Origin of the sequence: Vineibacter terrae (assembly GCF_008039615.1) — a bacterium.
In the GTDB taxonomy this organism is placed as follows: domain Bacteria; phylum Pseudomonadota; class Alphaproteobacteria; order Reyranellales; family Reyranellaceae; genus Vineibacter; species Vineibacter terrae.
On sequence record NZ_VDUZ01000043.1, the window covers coordinates 61,462 to 74,624 of the forward strand.

The 13,163-nt window shown below is 68.0% G+C and carries 16 protein-coding genes; 10 read left to right on the forward strand and 6 right to left on the reverse strand.

Annotated features, from left to right (window positions below; translation table 11 throughout):
* Positions 1 to 71: 71 nt before the first annotated feature.
* Positions 72 to 479: a hypothetical protein gene (locus FHP25_RS30135; RefSeq protein WP_147850698.1), complete on the reverse strand. Its 408-nt coding sequence runs from the start codon at positions 477 to 479 to the stop codon at positions 72 to 74.
* A gap of 105 nt (positions 480 to 584) precedes the next feature.
* Here FHP25_RS30135 and FHP25_RS30140 point away from each other — a divergent pair, with 105 nt between their 5' ends.
* From FHP25_RS30140 to FHP25_RS30150, 3 genes are all read left to right on the forward strand, one after another.
* Positions 585 to 1,259, forward strand: coding sequence for a TetR/AcrR family transcriptional regulator (locus tag FHP25_RS30140; protein WP_147850699.1), 675 nt, complete (start codon positions 585 to 587; stop codon positions 1,257 to 1,259).
* An 82-nt stretch (positions 1,260 to 1,341) separates the two neighbouring features.
* Positions 1,342 to 1,740, forward strand: a complete 399-nt coding sequence (locus FHP25_RS30145; RefSeq protein WP_147850700.1) for a DUF2852 domain-containing protein — start codon at positions 1,342 to 1,344, stop codon at positions 1,738 to 1,740.
* Positions 1,741 to 1,790: 50 nt separating this feature from the next.
* Positions 1,791 to 2,147: a VOC family protein gene (locus FHP25_RS30150; RefSeq protein WP_147850701.1), complete on the forward strand. Its 357-nt coding sequence runs from the start codon at positions 1,791 to 1,793 to the stop codon at positions 2,145 to 2,147.
* 28 nt (positions 2,148 to 2,175) lie between these two features.
* Here the strand turns inward: FHP25_RS30150 and FHP25_RS30155 are convergent, their stop codons facing one another.
* Complete coding sequence (locus FHP25_RS30155) at positions 2,176 to 2,469, reverse strand: hypothetical protein (protein WP_147850702.1); 294 nt, start codon at positions 2,467 to 2,469, stop codon at positions 2,176 to 2,178.
* Positions 2,470 to 2,794: 325 nt separating this feature from the next.
* On the reverse strand, positions 2,795 to 3,508 hold the full coding sequence (locus FHP25_RS30160) for a response regulator (protein WP_231712531.1): 714 nt from the start codon (positions 3,506 to 3,508) through the stop codon (positions 2,795 to 2,797).
* 57 nt (positions 3,509 to 3,565) lie between these two features.
* Between FHP25_RS30160 and FHP25_RS30165 the strand changes: the two genes are divergently transcribed.
* The 4 genes from FHP25_RS30165 to FHP25_RS30180 all read left to right on the forward strand — a co-directional run bounded on the left by FHP25_RS30165 (position 3,566) and on the right by FHP25_RS30180 (position 8,331).
* On the forward strand, positions 3,566 to 4,561 hold the full coding sequence (locus FHP25_RS30165) for a cytochrome-c peroxidase (protein WP_218578710.1): 996 nt from the start codon (positions 3,566 to 3,568) through the stop codon (positions 4,559 to 4,561).
* Positions 4,558 to 7,077 (forward strand): two-component system VirA-like sensor kinase, encoded by a 2,520-nt coding sequence (locus tag FHP25_RS30170; protein WP_147850703.1) that lies wholly within the window; start codon positions 4,558 to 4,560, stop codon positions 7,075 to 7,077. Before FHP25_RS30165 ends, FHP25_RS30170 begins: the two co-directional genes overlap by 4 nt.
* Before the next feature lie 126 nt (positions 7,078 to 7,203).
* Positions 7,204 to 7,437, forward strand: coding sequence for a DUF1127 domain-containing protein (locus FHP25_RS30175; RefSeq protein ID WP_147850704.1), 234 nt, complete (start codon positions 7,204 to 7,206; stop codon positions 7,435 to 7,437).
* 105 nt (positions 7,438 to 7,542) lie between these two features.
* Positions 7,543 to 8,331, forward strand: coding sequence for a hypothetical protein (locus tag FHP25_RS30180; protein WP_147850705.1), 789 nt, complete (start codon positions 7,543 to 7,545; stop codon positions 8,329 to 8,331).
* A 2-nt stretch (positions 8,332 to 8,333) separates the two neighbouring features.
* Here FHP25_RS30180 and FHP25_RS41000 read toward each other — a convergent pair whose 3' ends face one another.
* Entirely contained in the window at positions 8,334 to 8,819 is a 486-nt protein-coding gene (locus tag FHP25_RS41000; RefSeq protein WP_178133892.1) for a DUF2147 domain-containing protein, read from the reverse strand.
* 697 nt (positions 8,820 to 9,516) lie between these two features.
* Here FHP25_RS41000 and FHP25_RS30190 point away from each other — a divergent pair.
* Complete coding sequence (locus FHP25_RS30190; protein ID WP_147850707.1) at positions 9,517 to 9,762, forward strand: type II toxin-antitoxin system Phd/YefM family antitoxin; 246 nt, start codon at positions 9,517 to 9,519, stop codon at positions 9,760 to 9,762.
* Positions 9,759 to 10,214 carry a PIN domain-containing protein gene (locus FHP25_RS30195; RefSeq protein WP_147850708.1) on the forward strand — a complete coding sequence of 152 codons (456 nt, stop codon included), beginning with the start codon at positions 9,759 to 9,761 and terminating at the stop codon, positions 10,212 to 10,214. The genes FHP25_RS30190 and FHP25_RS30195 overlap by 4 nt, the downstream gene beginning before the upstream one ends.
* Before the next feature lie 78 nt (positions 10,215 to 10,292).
* Here the strand turns inward: FHP25_RS30195 and FHP25_RS30200 are convergent, their stop codons facing one another.
* Together FHP25_RS30200 and FHP25_RS30205 are read right to left on the reverse strand one after the other, a co-directional pair.
* The gene (locus FHP25_RS30200; protein ID WP_218578711.1) at positions 10,293 to 11,255 is read right to left on the reverse strand and encodes a zinc-binding dehydrogenase; all 963 of its coding nucleotides are present in this window, start codon (positions 11,253 to 11,255) and stop codon (positions 10,293 to 10,295) included.
* Between the two features lie 96 nt (positions 11,256 to 11,351).
* Complete coding sequence (locus tag FHP25_RS30205) at positions 11,352 to 12,230, reverse strand: sterol desaturase family protein (RefSeq protein WP_178133893.1); 879 nt, start codon at positions 12,228 to 12,230, stop codon at positions 11,352 to 11,354.
* 71 nt (positions 12,231 to 12,301) lie between these two features.
* On the opposite strand from FHP25_RS30205, the gene FHP25_RS30210 reads away from it, so the two are divergent.
* Complete coding sequence (locus FHP25_RS30210; RefSeq protein ID WP_147850709.1) at positions 12,302 to 12,976, forward strand: ArsR/SmtB family transcription factor; 675 nt, start codon at positions 12,302 to 12,304, stop codon at positions 12,974 to 12,976.
* Positions 12,977 to 13,163: the final 187 nt, after the last annotated feature.

The window sequence follows — 13,163 nt, forward strand, 5'->3', positions numbered from 1 at the left end:
AGCGCCGGCTTCCAGCCGGCACCGGCGCGACGCGCCGGATCATGAGCCGGCTGGAAGCCGGCGCTCCCAAATCACGCCAGGACCTTGGAAACGTCGAGCGTGACCTGGTAGTCGGCGTAGCCGCCCGACGACGCACGCGGGGTCTTGCCCGAGCCCGGCACGCCGACGCTTTGGGCGAGCCGGTCGGCGTGCGCGCGGAAGTTCGGATTGGCCTGGTCGCCATAGAACGTGAACGTTGTATATCCGGCCTGGCGCGCCAGGGTTGCCGCTGCCCAGATCATGTAGCGATGGCCGGCACGGGCGTCGGCCAGTGTCGACGACGGCCCTACCAGGATGATGGCCGCGACACGGTAGACGATGCCGCTGCCGGTGTTGTCGATGCGTGCCCACAGGCATCCAGGCCCACCATAGGCGCCGATCCGCGCAGCCACAGGGTTTCCACCGACACCGGGCGGACGGGGTGGGGGTGGCTTGGCCATGGAATTCTCCCTTGTGTGGGCGCTCACATATTTCTAGCACGAACGCGACAGCGCCGCATCTATTCCCGCTGCTTTTCATGCGCGGGTCATGTAAGAGCCTTTCACATGAGATGGTCAGGCGATGGATCGGGCGAGCGGCGCGGCTACCACCACGGCAATCTGCGCGAGGCGCTGATCCGTGCCGCGCTCGATCTGATCGGACAGAAGGGACCGGCGGGCTTCACCTTCGCCGACGCCGCGCGCATGGCCGGCGTCAGCTCGGCGGCACCCTACCGCCACTATCGCGACCGCGACGCGCTGCTGGCCGACGTGGCGCGGCGCGGCTTCGAGCTGTTCACGGCGGCGCTGGCGCAGGCCTGGAACGAGGGGCGGCCCGAGCCGGTGAAGGCGTTCGAGAATATCGGCCGCGCCTTCCTCGCCTTCGCGCGCCGCGAGCCGGCCTACTACGCCGCCATGTTCGAGGCCGGCGTGGCGCTGGATTCGGATCCCGATCTACGCAAGGCGGCCGACGACGCCTTCGCGGTGCTGCGCGGCGCATCGGAGACCCTGTGCGCCGCGGCGCCGCCGGCCAGCCGGCCGCCGGCCCTGATGATGAGCCTGCATGTCTGGGCGATGTCGCACGGCATCGCCTCGCTGTTCGCGCGCGCTGACGCCGGACGGCGCGCGCTGCCGATGTCGCCCGAGGACCTGCTGGAAGCCGCCGTGCTGGTCTACCTGCAGGGGCTCGGCCTGGTCGGCGGCGCGGCATCGCACGGCACCGCGCCGGGCGGGCGCTGGTAGAAATTTATGGCGACGGCTTGACAGCAGCCGGCGATCCACCAATTATGTGAATGTAATAAACATTAACATGAGGAGCAGGTCGATGGGCGTCACAGCAGCTCTCGACAACATCCCCCGGGGCGCCTGGATCGCGTTGCTGGTGGTGAGCTTCGTCCTGTTCTGGCCGATCGGGCTGGGGCTGCTGATCTACTTGAAATGGAGCGGACGCATGGGATGCTGGAAACATCGCGGTGCCGATCACTGGCGCCAGCGCGCGCAGGACAGCATGCAACGCTGGTACCGCGCGCAGGGATCGAGCGGCAACCGCGCCTTCGATGAATACCGCGACGAGACCCTTCGCCGCCTCGAGGAGGAGCAGAAGGAGTTCAAGGACTTCCTCGAGCGCCTGCGCCACGCCAAGGACAAGGCCGAGTTCGACCAGTTCATGGCCGACCGCCGGGGCCGCGGCGATCAGGGCCCGGCGCCCGAGCCGCAGGCCTGAGCACCTGAGACCAGGCCGCGCATCGCCGCCCCAACGCCACGAGGCGCGCGATGCCGGCCACCCGCAAAGCCCGCGCGCTGGGCGTGCATCATGTGGCGCTGGCCGTCGGCGACATCGACGCGGCGCTGGCCTTCTACGGACGGCTGTTCGAGTTCGCGCTGCTGGACCGCAGCGACGCCTGGGCCTTCCTCGATCTGAGCGACCAGTTCCTCGTGCTGCAGAAGACGCCCCCGGACAACGGCCGCGACGGCAGTCATTCCGGGGGCTGTCAGTTCGGGCTGGTGGTCGACGACAAGGACGCCGTCCTGAACGCGCTGGCCGATGCCGGCATCACGCCGATGCCGGGACAGCTCGTGCACTTCGTCGACCCCTGGGGCAACCGCGTGCGGCTGGTGTGCTACGACTGACGCCGCGCTACACGAGCACTGACCCGCGCTAGTTCTGCTGGCCGACGGATCGCTCCGGCAGCTTGTAGCCTTTCGACTGCAGCAGCTTCTCCAGCGACGCGATCGCCTGCGCCGCGTTGGGGCCCGAGCACTGGTTCTGGGCCGAAATTGTTTCCATGCTCGGCGTCGAGTCGGCAAGGTAGCGGTTGTACATCGCGGCGAGCCTGGCGCAGTACGCGGCATCGCCGGTCGTGGTCTGCTGCTGCGCCAGCGACGGCGACGCGGCAAGGATTCCCAGGCCGAGCGCGAGCAAGCCCGTCCGGATGACGTGATGATGGTCCATGATTTCCTCCGCAATTCGGCGATGCGACCACAACGGGTCCGGCATCGCTGAGAGAACGGCTGATGCGATCGCAAGCCGACGCCGCCGTTCGCGCGGATTCATGTCGCCCCAAACCTGTCTCTCCCTGACGCAAGGCGGGTGATACGCCGTGCCGCGCGCATTGCGGCAATGCCGCCGCGGCGATCACAACTTCTCGATCAGCCGCAACGAAGATGTCGCCGCGACAGCGATCAACCCGCCATCGGACTCGTGACGCCAACGTGATGGCGGCACGCCACGATGCGAGCGGCCCCGATGCTTGCTCGCCGACATGCCGTTGCGCCGCTCACAGGATCTCGACTGGGGTAGCGAAGACATAGCCCGTGCCACGCTCGGTCCTGATCAGCCGGGGCTCGCTCGGATTCGGCTCGAGCTTGCGGCGCAGCCGGAGAATCTGCACGTCGATGGAGCGGTCGAACACGTCAGCATCGTGCACGCGGCTTGAAGCCAGAAGCTGCTCGCGACTGAGCACGCGCTGCGGCGCTTCCAGAAAGGCCACCAGCAGGTTGAACTCGCCGCGCGTCAACGGCATCGCCTCGCCGGACGGCGCCGTCAGGCGGCGCGTCCGCAGGCTGAGCTCCCAGCCGGCGAAACGGTAGCGCACGCGCCTGTCGTCGGGCCTGACCTTCGGTGCCGCATCGGCGCGCCGCAGCGCCGCGCGGATGCGGGCGAGCAGCTCGCGCAACGAGACCGGCTTGGTGAGATAGTCGTCGGCGCCGAGCTCGAGGCCGATCACCCGATCGACCTCGTCACGGCGATGGCCGCTCAGCACGATGATGGGCAACGACGAGCGCGCCCGCAGATCGCGCACGAGCTCCAACCCGTCTTCGTCGTCGAGCTGGACATCGAGGATGACGAGATCGACGGGACTTGCCTTGAGCGCGCGCGCCATCTCGCGTCCACTGGCGGCAGTGCTGACGCGGAAATGATGTTCGCCCAGGTAGTCGGCGATCATGTTGCGGATCGCCGGGTCGTCGTCGACGGCAAGGACGTGCTTCACTGGCGAACCTCGGCGCTCGTCCAGCGTTCACAACGCAGGGGCTGGTCGGAGGTTGCCTTGACAATAACCCCGTTTCGGCTTGCGGCCGGCGCATGGCTGGTCGCCGCAATCCTGGGCCCGCTGCTGGCGTGGACGGCGGGACATGCGGACCCGCCCGCCACGGGCAGCGAAACCGCACCGATCACGCCGGTACCGCACCCGGCGGGGCTCGATGCCGCCAAGGTGAAGCTGGGCGACAGCTTGTTCCATGACAGGCGCCTGTCGCACGGCGACGTCATGGCCTGCGCCGAGTGCCACCGCCTCGATGCCGGCGGCGACGACGACCGCGCCCATGCGATGGGCAGCGACGGGCGGCCGCTCGACTTCAACGCGCCCACGATCTTCAATGCCACGCTCAGCTTCCGCTTCAACTGGCGCGGCAATTTCCGCGCGTTGGAGACGCAGAACGAAAGCACGCTGCGCGACAGGCGCCTGATGAACGCGTCATGGGACGAGCTGCTGGCGAAGCTGAATGCCGATGCATCGTATCGCGCGGCGTTCGACAACGCCTATCGCGGTCCACCGGCGCGGGCGCATGTGCTGGATGCGCTGGCCAGCTTCCAGCGCTCGCTGCTCACCCCCGACGCCCGCTTCGACCGCTACCTGCGCGGCGAGGCCGACGCCATAACCACCGAAGAGAAGCGCGGCTATGAGCTCTTCCGCGCCTATGGCTGCACGGCCTGTCACCAGGGCGTCAATATCGGCGGCAACCTGTTCCAGAAATTCGGCATCTTCGACGATCCCTTCGCACGACGCGCCCGGATCACGGCGGCCGATCTCGGCCGCTTCACCATCACCGGCGACGCTCGCGATCGCCACGTCTTCCGCGTCCCGAGCCTGCGCAACGTCGCGCTGACCGCGCCCTACTTCCACGACGGCAGCGCCGAGACGCTACCGGAGGCCGTCGAGGTCATGGCCCGCAGCCAGCTCGGCCGGACAGTCGAGGCGCAGGACATCGACCTGATCGTGAAATTTCTCGGCACGTTGACGGGCGACTACCGGAGGGTGCGATGAAGCGCATCGGCAGGACGGCGCCGGTCGTTGCCGCCCTGCTCGTCGCCTTGACCTGGCTGCTGGTGCGCAGCGCCAGCCCGGATCCCGTCCTCCACGAGCGCACGCTCGATGCGCTGCGCATGCTGTCCCTCAACAACGCCGCGCTGCATCGCGACGTGCTGCGGGCACGCGCCGGCCTGCTGCGCAACTACGATCCGCTGGTGCGATCCGTCGACGGGCTGCGGGGTGCCGTCATCGATCTGCAGACGCTGGGCACGGCTCTCGATGATTCGGCCGGCGTTGCCATCAACCGGCAGCTCGAACGCCTGACGGCGGCGGTGGACGAGCAGGAGGCCCTGGTCGATGCCTTCAAGTCCAGCAACGCCCTGCTGCAGAATTCGCTCAGCTATCTGAACCATGCCGCCCATCAGCTCGATGCGCCGCCGCGGCGCGCGGAAGGCGAAACGAGCAGGGCAACCGGCATGCTGGCCAATGCCATGCTCCGCTTCACGGGCGAGCCGACGCCGGAGGCCGCCGCCGACGTCACGGCGGCGCTCGGCCGGCTGGCGGACCTGCCGCCGTCAGCGGGCGGAACAGACGTGCAGCCGCTGGTGACGCACGGGCGCCTCATCGTCGCGACACTGCCGGATGTCGACGGCATCATCACCCGGCTGCTGTCGTCACCGACGGGCGAGCGGGCCCAGGCGCTGCAGGATCTCTATCTCGATACGCATGGCCGGGCCGCGGCCCGTGCCACCACGTTCCGCCTGCTGCTCTATCTCGCCGCCGTGGTGCTGGCCGCCTGTCTTGGCCACCTGTTCTTCCGCCTGCGCATCAATGCACGCACGCTGCGCGAGCGGCTGGCCTTCGAGAACCTGATCACCGAAACCTCGACCCGATTCATCAACCTGCCACTTGATCGCACGGCTCAAGGCATCGACGACGCCCTGGCGCGGCTGGCGGACGGTGCCGGCCTGGACCGCGCATATCTTCTGCTGGGCGTCGAGACCGGCATGGGCGTGGAGGCAGCTCACGGCTGGTCGCGTCAGGGCATTGCGGCGCTCTCTGCCGACTGCCGCGACATGCTTCTGGCGACAGGCCTGCGCTGGCAGTTGCCCGGGCACGACCGTCAAGGCTGCATTCACGTGCCGTCCGTCGCGGCGCTGCCGGCCGGCCGTGAGCGCGCGGCGCTCGTGGCCTGCGACATCCGTTCATGGACATGCGTGCCTCTGGGGCGCACCGGCAACCGCATCGGCCTGCTGGGCTTCGACATGACTCGGCGGGAACGGCAGATGGCCGACGACGACATCGCGCTGCTGCGCATGGCCGGCGAGATGTTCGTCAGCGCGATCGAGCGCGAACAGGGCGCGGCACGGCGCGCGGCACTGGAGATGCAATTGCGCCAGGCGCAACGCCTGGAAGCCCTCGGCACGCTGGCCGGCGGCATCGCGCACAACTTCAACAACATCCTCAGCGCCATCCTGGGCTATGCCGAGATGGCCCTCGCCCACCTGCCGCGGGACAGCCGGACCTTCGGGCATGTGCGCGAAGCACACCGGGCCGGCGAGCGCGCCCGCGACGTCGTCAACCAGATCCTGACCTTCAGCCGCCGGGCCGAGCGCCGCCACCAGCGTGTGCCCCTGAAGCCGATGCTGGACGACGCCATCGCCTTGCTGCGCGCCTCGCTGCCGGCGACCATCGAGATCCATTTGCGCGCCGCCAGCGCGGACGCAACCGTCATCGGCGACGAGGCGCAGCTGCAGCAGGTGGTGATCAACCTCTGCACCAACGCCGCCCATGCGATGGACGGCCGGGGCATCGTGCCGCTGGAGCTCGACAGCATCACCTTCGATGAAGCGGCCGACCTGTCGCACGGCACCGCAGCGCGCGGCCGCTATTGGCGCCTGCAGGTGCGCGACAGCGGGCACGGCATCGACCCGGCCACGATCGAGCGGATCTTCGAGCCCTTCTTCACGACGAAGGCCGTGGGGCTGGGCACTGGTCTGGGCCTCGCGAGCGTGCATGGGATCGTCGCCGACCATGGCGGCGTGCTGAACGTGCGCAGCCGGCCAGGCGCAGGCAGCACGTTCGAGGTCTATATTGCTGCCGCCGATCCGGGCGATCGGCGCAATGATGAGGCGGAACCGCCCCTGCCGCGTGGCCATGGCGAGACCATCCTGCTGGTCGACGACGAGCAGCCGCTCGTGGCGCTCGGCGAGGAGATGCTGGCGGAGCTCGGCTACGAGCCGGTCGGTTTCGACAGCGGCAGCGCCGCCCTGGCGGCCTTCGGCACCGACCCGCAGCGCTTCGACCTGGTCATCGCCGATGAGGTGATGCCGGCGATGACCGGCTCCGAGCTGGCGCTGGCCGTGCATCGCCTGCGACCGGATATCCCATTCATCCTCATGTCGGGCGGCGTCATGCCGGCCGAAGCCGATCAGACGCACATGGTCGGCATCTGCGCCTTCCTGAAGAAGCCGCTTGCGTCGTCGGACATCGCCCGGGCGGTGGCCCGCCATCTGCCGCCGCGGGCATGACACACAGATGTCCTGGTCTGATTACAGGTGTAACCGAAATCTCCGCGGCTGAAATCGCCACGAAATCCCACCCGCCCATATCGCTTGCCATGGACTGCGCCAACCCTGGTCACAGGAGCAATGCCCATGAGCAGCCTGGATGCCATCGCCCCCGGCCGTGCGCTTCGGCGGGCCCGGCCGGCTGCATGGCTCGTGCGCCGGCTTGCGCGCTTGCAGGCCTATGCCGAAAAGCACCGCAGCATCGATGCGCTGCTGGCACTGGATGATCGCCTGCTCGCCGACATCGGCCTGAGCCGCGGCGCCCGCATATATGTGGCGCAGCATCGCCGCCTGCCCGATCGCAGGACCGATGCGGTGTGAGCAGCAACGCAGCCGCTGACGGATCCGACCTGGCGGCGACGGCTTCGACCGCCGCCCCTGAGAACGTCACCTATCGAGCTCATCATCAAGGATCGAGGTGCGACCATGCTTCGACGAGACATCGAGAACGGCCGGCTGCGCTACTCCTGCAACTGCGGCTGGATCGACCTGGGCCACGCCAATCCACGGCGCGGCGGTCCTCACATCGGCGCCCAAAGCCTGTGGGACGAGATCTGCAGAGAGGCGCAGCCCGCCTATCGCGCTCGCAAGGATCCCAATCCGATCGAACGGGTCGGAAAGGATCTCTGGCAGGACTTCAGACGCCACCTGCCGCCGCCGCACCGGAATCTCCTTCCCGACCCGGGACCCGGGACGTGGAAGGATCCCTACAGACTGCCCAACGGCCAGGAGGGATTCCTCGTCACGTACCGGCAGGAGATGTCCCTTCATATCGGCCGACAGCGGACCTATGTCGTCAGCCGCGGACTGACGATCGATCAGAAGAAATCCGTGGCGCTGGCGATCTTCATCGAGGTCACGTTCCTGTTCGAGGGGCTGCAGGCGGCGTTTCCCAAGCTGGGGATCCCGATGTACAGCGGCTTCAGCGCCGAGGACCTGGTGTCGAACCTGCTTGGCTTCTACGTCGCCGTGGACGGCGTGAACCCGCATGACCTGCCGCGCATGTGCGGCCAGCTCGGCAAGGAAGAGTCCTACAGCATGTGGGATCGGCGGTTCTACGGCTACCCCTGGGAGCTGATACAGAACAAGCGCTTCATCCCGAAGCTCATGCCGAATCCGGGCAAGCCTTGCGATGGCCAATCATGTCGGTTTCCGCTCAGGTTCTCCAGCATCGTGCCGGCCCGGAAGGGAGTCCTCTTCCAGGACTGGGCCTAGGCTCAGCGCACGCGCGTCCAGGTCTCGGAGCGGCCGAACAGGGGAATGCCGACATAGCCGCGCAGGCGCAGGGTGCCGTCGGGCTGCAGCGCGAGGTTGGCGCGATAGGTCTTGCCGTCGTCGGCGCTGTAGACTGTGCCTTCCTCGAATGCGTTGGGATCGCTGGTCGGCTTGAAGTCGTAGAGGAACACCATGCCGAGCGTCTTGCGGCTGCGCAGCGCCGGATCGGGATTGCGGAAGTCGACGGCCTGTTCCGGCACTACCGGCTTGTCGTCCGGCCCGGTCGGATCGATCAGCTTCACCACCCGGCCGCATACCGGACCGCGCCCTTGTGCTGCACAGGACCAGATCTCGACATGCGCGCTCTGCTCCTGCGTCAGCCACACGCCGTAGACCGACGGACCATCGGCGCGTGCCAGCTCAGGCGCGACCGCAAGCGCGACGGCCACGCCCAGAAAGGCGGCGACCGCTGCAGCTCGTCGTTTCATGCGGACCTCCCGGATCGGACGCGGCATCGATGATGCTGCATCCTCCTCCACGCGCCCACAATGAACCTTACGGCGGCGCTGGCCGAGGGTCGCCAGTGAGGCCCGCATGCACGTCAAGGGCGCGCGCCATCTCGAAGACGTGAGTCGCGATCGTGGCGACACGCGCGCCCCATGCACGGGCGAAGGTCGCCGCAACGTGGCGACGATGCAACGGCGACTCGATCGGCAGCGATTCAACTCGCGACAGCGCGCTGCATCCGGCGTCAGCTCATGGTCTGTATTCGACCGACCATTCGCGCGCATCGTCGTGTGCGGCACGCACCAGGCGCTGGACTGCACGGTCGTGCGGCTGGGAATAGCGGCAGAGCGGCCACCACCGCAGCCACCTGTCGCGATGGCCCGACGGCACCTGAGACCGCTCCGTCTCTGCAGGGTCGGCGACTTGATACGCAGCGCCATCGGCCTGGAGCGCGACCATGACGGAATCCTTATGCATGTTCAACGAACAGTTAACGGTGTACATATAGAACGGAGACGCCGTGTTTCAAGCCCGGCACCGAGACAGACATTTGCTGACTGTGGAGATTTGAAGCGGCTTCGTCTTCTCAATCGCTGTCGGCGGAAACTTTGAAAACGGCTTGCTGGACAGCATATCTGCGATATTGTAGGCAATATAACTACATGTATCGAAAGTCCAATGGAAGAAACTGTTTCAGCCGCGGATGCGAACCGCAAATTCTCTCTCATCCTGCGCGGCGTGCGCGAGGGGCACAGCTATGTTGTGACCAGCCATGGGCGGCCCGTGGCCCGCATCGTTCCCGCCGACAAGCATGAGAGCGTGGTTTCAGGGGCGCGTGCGGCGCTGCTGTCGCGTCTCGAACGCCAGCCTGTCGTCAACGCCGGGCGCTGGACGCGCGACGAACTTTACGAGGACGAGCAGTGAAGGTCGCCCTCGACACGAACGTTCTCGCCTATGCAGAGGGCGTCAACGACGACGGCAGGCGCGACGTTGCCCTCGAGCTGGTGCGCGGTCTTCCCCAGGAGGCCGCTGTCATTCCCGTTCAGGTCCTCGGCGAGCTGTTCAATGTGCTGGTGCGCAAGGCTGGCAGATCGCGCACCGATGCGCGGGAAGCGCTTCTGGCGTGGCGCGACAGCTTCGCGGCGGCCGAGACATCGCCCGAAGTCATGCTGACCGCCGCCGACCTTGCGATCGACCATCGTTTCGGCATCTGGGACGCTGTCGTGGTTTCCGCCGCCTCCCATGCCGGTTGCCGGTTGCTTCTGTCCGAAGACCTGCAAGACGGCTTCACATGGGGCGGGGTGACGGTTGTCAATCCATTCGCATCGCCGCGTCATGTCCTGCTGGAATCGCTGCTGGAAGGCGGCGCTGAATAGAGCCAACCCATCCTGTTTGCCGCCGATGCTTCGCGACGGCCGCACGGCATTCGCTTCCGGTTCCTCGTTGCCGATGCGCTACAGATGCAGCACGGCCTTGCCGGTGAAGTGGCGCGCCATCAGTTTCGCGGCCACGTCGGCGATCTCCGTCCAGGGCGCCTCGATATCGATCTGCGGCGCAAGCTTGCCGTCGGCGATCAGCCGCGCCAGGCGCGCGAGTCCGGTGCTTGCCGTCTCGCGCTGCAATTCCTGCCCGAGGAAGAGGCCATAGAGCGTCGTGCCGCCGCCGCGATAGAACCGGCCGGCATCGAAGGTCGTCTCGGCCGAGAGCGAGGCGCCGAACAGCACGCAGGTGCCGCCCGACGCCAGCAGGCCCAGCGCCGCCGCCAGCGAGGCGCCGCCCACCGACTCCAGGATGAGATCGAACGGCCCCTGCGCCGTCGCGGCGTTCGCATCGGCGCCGATGGCGACAACATCGGCGCCGAGCCGCCGCACCAGGGCCTCGTCCCGCTCGTTGCGGACCACGGCGACCACATGCGCGCCCGACAGCCGCGCAAGCTGCACCGCGAAGGAACCGACGCCGCCGGTGGCGCCGCCGACCAGCACCGGCCGGCCCAGCAGCAAGCCGCCCCTGGCGAGCGCGTGCAGCGCCGTCAGTCCCGCCACCGGCAAGGTCGCTGCCTGCGCGAAGCTCACGGCATCGGGCAACGCGGCCAGCGCCACGGTCGGCACGGCAACGAGCTCGGCCCATGCCGCCTGCGGCAGCATGCCGACGACGCGCGTGCCGACCGGCGGCCCGCTGCCATCGGCCGCTTGACGCTCGATCACGCCGGCCAGATCCCAGCCCGGCCGCCAGCCATCGGCAGCCCCGTTGAGCGCCGTGCGGGTCTCGCCGCGATTGAGCGAGATCGCCGAAACCCGCACCAGGGCCTGTGACGGTCCGGGCTGCGGCGCCGGCAGCGCGCGCAGCACCAGCTTGCCGGTGGCGGCGTTGTCGACGACGACGGCGCGCACAGGCTTGCCCTCGGATGACATGGCCATGCATAGCCCTCCCTGGTCGGCGATAAGTGTTCACTGAACATTAAGATGCGGCCGGGCGGCTTTCAAGCCGCTTCGGACCCGGCAAGCGCCGCGGCGTCACCCGGCGCGGCGCAGATGCCGCGCGTCGCCGCCGTCAGGGAAGCCGGCGGCGTCGGAATCTCGCGGCGCGGACGGGTTCCTCAGCGGCTGCAGCAGCAGCTGGTCCAGCCGCGAGTCGCGGACGGAGCGGAATATCGGCAGGCCGATCGTCATGCCGTCGTGGCCATCGGCCGGCTGCGCCCGGTAGGTGCCGAACACCCTGTCCCACCAGGGCAGGTTGAAGCCATAGTTGCTGTCGGTTTCCGGGCGCCGTATCGAATGATGGACGCGGTGCATGTCGGGCGTCACCACGATCCAGCGCAGGACGCGGTCCAGCGCCATCGGCAGCCGCACATTGGCGTGGTTGAACATCGACGTGGCGTTGAGCGTGATCTCGAACAGCACCACGGCGGCGGCCGGGGCGCCGATGGCCACGATCACCGCCAGCTTCACGGCCATCGACAGCAGGATCTCGAGGGGATGGAAGCGGCTGCCGGTGGTGACGTCGAAATCGAGGTCGGCATGGTGCATGCGGTGCAGCCGCCACAGGCCTGGCACGGCGTGGAACAGCACATGCTGCAGGTAGACGGCGAGGTCGAGCAGCACCATCGCCGCGACGATCATCGCCCATGGCGGCAGGCCAAGCGCCGGCAGCAGGCCCGCGCCCTGCCCCTCGACCACGAGCGCGACCACGGCGGCCGTCACCGGCAGCAGCCGCAGCAGGGCGGTGTTGAGCACGACGATGCCGAGATTGCCGGGCCAGCGCACCCAGCGTGTCACGCTGCGCTGGCGGCACGGCAGGGCCGCCTCCAGGACGGCCATCAGCACGAGCACGGCGACAAAAGCCGTGAGCCGGATGGCAGCCTCGTGGGCAAGCAGCGTTTCAGTCACGTCCATGGCACCTGCGACCGGCTTGACGTGGCGCGCCGACCGGCTGAATATTCAAATGATCTATTGAATGAAAGACCATGAGCGGACCTGAGTCAACGTCCAACCCCAAGCGGGCGCTCTACGACAGCTTCGCGGCCGTCGCCCAGGCGCTGGCGCACGGCCATCGGCTGGAGCTGCTGGAGCACGCGGCGCAGGGCGAGCGCAGCGTCGAGGACCTGGCGGCGGCGGCCGGCCTGAGCTTCGCCAACGCCTCGCAGCACCTGCTGCTGCTGCGCCGCGCCGGCCTGGTGCGCTCACGCAAGGACGGCAAGCGGGTGCTGTACAGCCTTGGCGGCCCTGACGTGCTCGATGCGGTGGCGGCGGTCAGGCGCATCGCCGAGCAGAGCGTCGCCGACGCCCGCGATGTGATCAGCCGCTACTTCCAGGCCCGCGACGGCCTGGAGCCGGTATCGCGGCAGGAGCTGGCGGCGCGCCTGCGGCGCAAGGCCGTGACCCTGCTCGACGTGCGGCCGCCGGCGGAGTTTGCGCTCGGCCGCCTGGCCGGCGCGATCAACATCCCGCTCAAGACATTGCTGCGGCGGCTCGATGAGCTGCCGCGCGGCAAGGAGATCGTCGCCTACTGCCGTGGTCCCTACTGCGTGCTGTCGTTCGAGGCGGTGGCGCTGCTGCGGCAGAAGGGCTTCAAGGTGCGGCGCCTGGAGGACGGCTATCCCGAATGGAAGGCGGCAGGGCTGCCGGTGCAGGCCGGGTAGCGGCGCTTGCGCGAAGCTGTCACCCCTCGCTGCGCTCGGGATGACAGCGTGATGACTAGTCCGAAGTTACCCCTGAGGGAATTGAGCAAGTTGTTGTGATCGCAGGGATTTGTTGACTGCGAAGTGTTTCGTGCTGCCTACAGCGAGGGTGTCAGGTCGAGCAGATCGAAGGCGCGTTGCTGGACAT

What these genes read in the sequence shown, in the direction of transcription:
- FHP25_RS30135 (WP_147850698.1), bottom strand. Translation starts at nt 479, where the DNA reads ATGGCCAAGCCACCCCCACCCCGTCCGCCCGGTGTCGGTGGAAACCCT.
- FHP25_RS30140 (WP_147850699.1), top strand. Translation starts at nt 585, where the DNA reads ATGAGATGGTCAGGCGATGGATCGGGCGAGCGGCGCGGCTACCACCAC.
- FHP25_RS30145 (WP_147850700.1), top strand. Translation starts at nt 1,342, where the DNA reads ATGGGCGTCACAGCAGCTCTCGACAACATCCCCCGGGGCGCCTGGATC.
- FHP25_RS30150 (WP_147850701.1), top strand. Translation starts at nt 1,791, where the DNA reads ATGCCGGCCACCCGCAAAGCCCGCGCGCTGGGCGTGCATCATGTGGCG.
- FHP25_RS30155 (WP_147850702.1), bottom strand. Translation starts at nt 2,469, where the DNA reads ATGGACCATCATCACGTCATCCGGACGGGCTTGCTCGCGCTCGGCCTG.
- FHP25_RS30170 (WP_147850703.1), top strand. Translation starts at nt 4,558, where the DNA reads ATGAAGCGCATCGGCAGGACGGCGCCGGTCGTTGCCGCCCTGCTCGTC.
- FHP25_RS30175 (WP_147850704.1), top strand. Translation starts at nt 7,204, where the DNA reads ATGAGCAGCCTGGATGCCATCGCCCCCGGCCGTGCGCTTCGGCGGGCC.
- FHP25_RS30180 (WP_147850705.1), top strand. Translation starts at nt 7,543, where the DNA reads ATGCTTCGACGAGACATCGAGAACGGCCGGCTGCGCTACTCCTGCAAC.
- FHP25_RS41000 (WP_178133892.1), bottom strand. Translation starts at nt 8,819, where the DNA reads ATGAAACGACGAGCTGCAGCGGTCGCCGCCTTTCTGGGCGTGGCCGTC.
- FHP25_RS30190 (WP_147850707.1), top strand. Translation starts at nt 9,517, where the DNA reads ATGGAAGAAACTGTTTCAGCCGCGGATGCGAACCGCAAATTCTCTCTC.
- FHP25_RS30200 (WP_218578711.1), bottom strand. Translation starts at nt 11,255, where the DNA reads ATGGCCATGTCATCCGAGGGCAAGCCTGTGCGCGCCGTCGTCGTCGAC.
- FHP25_RS30205 (WP_178133893.1), bottom strand. Translation starts at nt 12,230, where the DNA reads ATGGACGTGACTGAAACGCTGCTTGCCCACGAGGCTGCCATCCGGCTC.
- FHP25_RS30210 (WP_147850709.1), top strand. Translation starts at nt 12,302, where the DNA reads ATGAGCGGACCTGAGTCAACGTCCAACCCCAAGCGGGCGCTCTACGAC.